Below are 5,048 nucleotides of genomic sequence, written 5' to 3'. Positions count from 1 at the left end.
CGATAAGAACGAGAGCATCTGCTGCTCTGTCAAAAAGCCCAGTTCAATCAGCGCAGCACCGAGCTTTCTGCCGGTCGATTTTTGGGCCGACAGCGCTTGCTCAACTTGCTGCTCGGTAATGATCCCCTCTTCAACCAACAAGTCACCGAGACGTTTTCTGAGTTTAATTTTCACGGGTGGGCTCCTGTAGTTGAGCAATAATCGCGAGGCGGTCGCGGGCAAATTGTTGAGATTGACTGGATAAGCCGAGATTCGATAGGGCTTGCTGATACGCTTGTTGCGCGCCGTCTAATTCAAACGCGCGCTCTTTGGCAATCGCCAAACCGAGCCACCAGCGCCCGCTGTCGGGCTCACGCTCAGTGAGTGCTTGATAGCTCTCTTTGGCGAGGGCGTTTTGCTGCTGCTTTTGTGCCAGTGCCGCGCGCAAAGAGAGATACTCCACCGAGGCTTGTCGTGGCAGATACGCCACCGCGGTCAATGCAGCCGTATTTTGCTGCTCTTTGATGAGCAATGTCGCCAGCGCGATGCGCAGCTCATTGTTCTCTTTGTCTAGGCTGATGCCCTTTTGCAGCATATCGACCGATTTACGCACTTCCCCTTTGCCATAGTAGAGCGCCGCGAGACGTTTGCGGATCTCGATATCTTCCGGGGTGTAGTTCAGCGCTTGATGATAATGCTCAAGGGCCTCTTTTAAATTGTTACTCTCGAGCGCTTTTTGCCCGCGCGCCTGCGCTTTCTCGGCCAATTGTGCAGGCGTCAGTTCAACGTGCTCCACCACCATGCTGCCGCTCGATTCATTTCCCTTCGAGACCGTGCTATTCGAAACAGTGCTATTCGAGGCTGTGCCACCAACCGAATTGGTACGCGACGTATTGGAAACGCTCTCCTCTTGCACCTCGGTGGCGCTTATCGGCGTTGCTACTTTGGCAGCCAACACAGGTTTCTCCACCGCGGGCTTATCGTCCACAGTTGAGGAAGACGCTCTAGATGGCGAAGAGGCATGCTGAGTCGATGGTGCCGATTTTTTCTCAGGCGCAACGTAGACGGCTTGAGCACTAGAGGTGAGTTTCGCCGTTGGTGAAGGTACTAGAGTCGCGTCAGACAGGGGGACGTTCTGCTTTTGTGTCATTTGGTTGATTGCTGTCTCTTGCTGAGAGAGCGCAAAACCACCGACTGCCAGACTTAAGAAAAAGCTCCCCACCACCCAAGGTAGGACACGCACTTGTTTAACGGGCGCAACGACGGCACGTTGCATCGTCTCGTTGGCGCCGGATTGTTTATCCGTCAATTGGGTGAGAGCATTGTTGATGGCACTCATGGTTTAACTCCACCCCCACAACAGTGGGTGTTTAAATTTGGGTTTAACGGTATCGAACGTATCATGAATAGCGTCAAACAAGTCTTGATTCGTTAACTGATGCGCCCCTTTGCTAAAGGCCGACACCAACGCTTTGTGGCACACTTGGTTGATCAATCTCGGATAACCTTGGCTAGCGCGCCATACGGCCTTTTTATGCGCCAGAGACATCAGACTCGCCGATGCTGACGCGCGCGTTAAGCGGTTGTCGATGTACGCAACCGTTTCGTCTAAATTGAGCGCCCTCAACTTCGCATTAAAGGTGATGCGCTGACGAAACTGACGCAAATGATGCTGCGAGAGGCGCTCATCCAACTCTGGCTGACCCACCAACACGATTTGCAGAAGTTTGCTTTGCTCGGTTTCCAAATTGCCAAACAGTCGCAACACTTCCAGTGCGTCATCGCTGAGCGCTTGCGCTTCATCGACCAACACCACCACTTTTTTCTCTTGCCGTGCCAGCTCAATCAGCTTGTTGTGGATATCATCGACCACACTCAGCTCATTTTGCGATGACACGCCCAGCTCTTTGGCTATCGCAAAGCGCAGCTTATCGCCGCTCAATGCGGGGTTGGGCAGAAATACCAATTGCACTTGATCGAGAAAGTGACGCGTCATCATCCGACACACCATGGTTTTCCCTGTACCCACTTCTCCCGTCACTTTGATCACGCCCTCGCCCATGCTGAGCGCGGCATTCACGGTTTGAATCGCCTCATAGTGCGGCGCCAAGCCCAAAAACATCTCGGTATTGGGCGTGAGATGAAACGGCTGCTGAGAAAAACCAAAGTGCTCTAAATACATGACCTAGTTATCGTCAGGGAACCACTCAAGCAAGAGATCACGCGAGCGCTCAAGCTCTTTCTGCCAAGTATTAACCCCGACCACCGTCGGTTTAAGCAAAATCACTAGCTCGGTTTTCTGGGTAATTTGGCTGGTATTCCTAAATAGGTGCCCGAGCGCTGGAATATCACCTAAAAATGGGACTTTCGAGGTTTGATCTAGGGTATTGGATTTCATCAATCCTCCAATAACCACGACATCACCATCTTGGGCGCGAATCACCGAATCCGACTCTCGAATGGAACTAGTGGCAAGAGGTAATGTGAGGCTATTGCTGCCGTAGGTTATCTCTTTAGTCTCCTCACTGACATCAATCACAGCAGGGTGGACATGGAGTAATACATTGCCTTGATCGTCAATTTGTGGCGTAACATCCAATGAAATACCTGAGAAGAAAGGCGTTAACTCAACATCCGTTGAAGTAGTTGTTGTAGAGCTACTCGAATCGGTATCTGTCGAAAAATCGGTGACGAAGTAACTATCAGTACCTACTTTAATGACCGCTTTCTGGTTATTTGATGCCGTTACTCGTGGGCTAGATAAGACATTCAAATCTCCCTGTGTAGCCATAAAGCTGATCACAGCATCAAAACTCCCGCTAGAAATCACCAAATTAGTCTGTCCCCCCAACAAGGTTCCAATGGCATCAAGTCCAGGTAAAGTTGAGACACTTCCATCCCCACTAATACTCCCTTGACCTAAACTAAAATCGGTGCCGTTGGATGAGAACGCCTTCGACCAATTGATCCCTTGCTGGTAGCCATCACTTAAGGTGACTTCCAAAATCTTGGCTTCCAAGATCACTTGGCGGTGCATACGCTGTTGTGAGACGCCGATGAAATTACGCACTTCTCGAATTTCGTCAGGATACGCGCGCACGGTAATCACACTGGCTTGCGGCGTGACAACCACACTTTGGCCGCGATCATTACCGATCAGCTGTGAGACGGCGGTTTGCAGCTGTGGCCAGAAATCGCTTTCACTGGTGGTTTCAATTTCCGTTCCGCCTTTAGTTGAACTTGCCGAACGAGTCGACGAGGAGCTCGAACTGGAGGAGCTGCTTGATGAGTTGGTGTCTGTATTGGTGATGGTTCCCGTCGTGATCGAGGTTAACGAGCGCCCTGAACGCGTAAACTGCAAGTAATCGACAGGAATGGTCACGGTTCGAAGCCCCGCAGGATAAACCTGAATCACATTGCCCGACTTGCTGATCTCATAGCCGTAGAGGTCGCGCACCACCGCCAGCACTTCATCCATGGTCACATCGGTTAAATTAAGGGTGATATTACCTGCAACGCTTGGATGGATGGCGGCACTAAATTCTGTCCCTACCACCAAACTGGTGAAAAACGCTTTCGCATCAACACCGTCCGCTTTAACGCGAAAACGCTTTAAGGTTTTGGCGCGATTGGCTCCGCTGTCACTCAGTTCAGGCATCAAGTCTGCACTCACTTCCGGAGGCAAATCGGTCAAGGCGCGACTGTTTGATTCATTGATGGATTCATTCAAGGCCGCTTTGACTTCAACCGGATCGCGATGGCCCATCGAGCAGCCCACCAGAGATGTTATTGTTATTGCTATGGCAAGTTTACGCATATCCTTCCAATGACCTTATTGCTTAATATCTAGTGTGAACATCGACAGTGTCCACTGCTGATTACCGCGAGCGAGCACCACGTGTTCTGGCTCGATACGGCTGACTCGATACCCGTTCACGGTATCTCCACGCTGCGCCACTTTCCCGCTTAATACCGCCTGACATGGGCTCATTTCATGGCAGATAATACTTTGCACTTCGGGCAACGGTGGGCGTTTCGGTTTGGTGGCCACCGCCACCTCTGCCGGTTTAACCCAGCCAAGGGGCGCGGTAGGATCATCGGATGCCTGTGAGGGCAACGCGATGCCAACAAATGCCGCGATGGCGACCAATACAAGCTGCTTAACCACCAATAAACTCCTGCCTTGTCCCTAGGGTGTAAACTTCCATCACCAAGCGCGCGGTTGGGTAACTTTCGACCGAATAGTGAAAGCGTCGCCAATAGTACTTGCTTGGCATGGACTCCAATGTCTCGAGATAGGTGACGATAGAGAAAAAGTCGCCAGTGAGCTCAATTTGTACAGGGTGAAGATAGTAGCCAGACTCACCTTGATTGCCTTTACGCATAATCGGCTCCGCTTTGAGCGACTGCAAAGAGACCAATCGTAGACCTTTGCTGCTGGCTAACACGCTTTCAAGCATTTGCGCCATTTGGTTTGGGGTTAGCAATCCCTCAATGGTTTTCGCTAACTCCTCTGACAGCGCCTGACTTTCGATAGACAAACGCTCAAACTCTTGATCGATCGCTTGGTTAGGGTCCTGTTTAAGCTTCGCTGTCATGAGCAGCACTTCACCTTCGAGGCGCTGCGCGTTGGCTTTACTGGTCATCACTTGACGATTCAGTTGCTCGTTGGCCTTGATTGTGGGCTCTATCAGCAAGACAAACATCACCATGACGATAAACACCACGCCACACAAAGTGATCAGCCACTTTTCTCTTGCGCTGAGCTTGGCAAACTTATCGTTCCATTGAATCCATACCTTAGCCACTATTTGGATTCTCCTTTTGTTTTCAGCTCAAACGTAATGATGTCTTGCTCATTACGGCCGATACTCAACTGCTCAAACGAACGTCCGACCAAATTAAGTTCGGATTTAAATTCGCTCACCCAGCTTGGAATCGCTGCAGCTTCTCTTGCTAGGCCCTTAAGATCGAGTGATGAGGATGAGATAGCAATCGAGTCGAGCGAGATATCGTCTCTGGCTAATTCGGATAGCGAACGCATCACCCCGGAGTAACCCACTTGGGCA

The 5,048-nt window shown here is 50.9% G+C and carries 6 protein-coding genes and 1 pseudogene; all 7 read right to left on the bottom strand.

The features are described 5' to 3' along the window. Positions 1-174: cyclic di-GMP-binding domain-containing protein, MshE-related (locus AC6R0L_RS00425; RefSeq protein WP_500627900.1), on the bottom strand; the 174-nt coding region annotated here is incomplete at its 3' end. Next, positions 164-1,318 carry a tetratricopeptide repeat protein gene (locus AC6R0L_RS00420; protein WP_500627899.1) on the bottom strand — a complete coding sequence of 385 codons (1,155 nt, stop codon included), beginning with the start codon at positions 1,316-1,318 and terminating at the stop codon, positions 164-166. The genes AC6R0L_RS00425 and AC6R0L_RS00420, both read right to left, overlap by 11 nt. Before the next feature lie 3 nt (positions 1,319-1,321). Next, the gene (locus AC6R0L_RS00415) at positions 1,322-2,161 is read right to left on the bottom strand and encodes an ExeA family protein (protein WP_500627898.1); all 840 of its coding nucleotides are present in this window, start codon (positions 2,159-2,161) and stop codon (positions 1,322-1,324) included. 3 nt (positions 2,162-2,164) lie between these two features. Beyond that, entirely contained in the window at positions 2,165-3,796 is a 1,632-nt protein-coding gene (gene mshL / locus AC6R0L_RS00410) for a pilus (MSHA type) biogenesis protein MshL (RefSeq protein WP_487901787.1), read from the bottom strand. Between the two features lie 15 nt (positions 3,797-3,811). Continuing rightward, on the bottom strand, positions 3,812-4,147 hold the full coding sequence (locus AC6R0L_RS00405) for an MSHA biogenesis protein MshK (RefSeq protein ID WP_500627897.1): 336 nt from the start codon (positions 4,145-4,147) through the stop codon (positions 3,812-3,814). After that, complete coding sequence (locus tag AC6R0L_RS00400) at positions 4,140-4,787, bottom strand: MSHA biogenesis protein MshJ (RefSeq protein WP_500627896.1); 648 nt, start codon at positions 4,785-4,787, stop codon at positions 4,140-4,142. The genes AC6R0L_RS00405 and AC6R0L_RS00400 overlap by 8 nt, the downstream gene beginning before the upstream one ends. Next, a pseudogene (locus AC6R0L_RS00395) lies at positions 4,787-5,048 on the bottom strand (MSHA biogenesis protein MshI); the annotation flags it as partial. The gene AC6R0L_RS00400 and the pseudogene AC6R0L_RS00395, both read right to left, overlap by 1 nt.

Source organism: Vibrio sp. R15-SG3-ISO1A (assembly GCF_059833955.1).
This window is presented reverse-complemented; position numbering and strand designations above follow the sequence as displayed.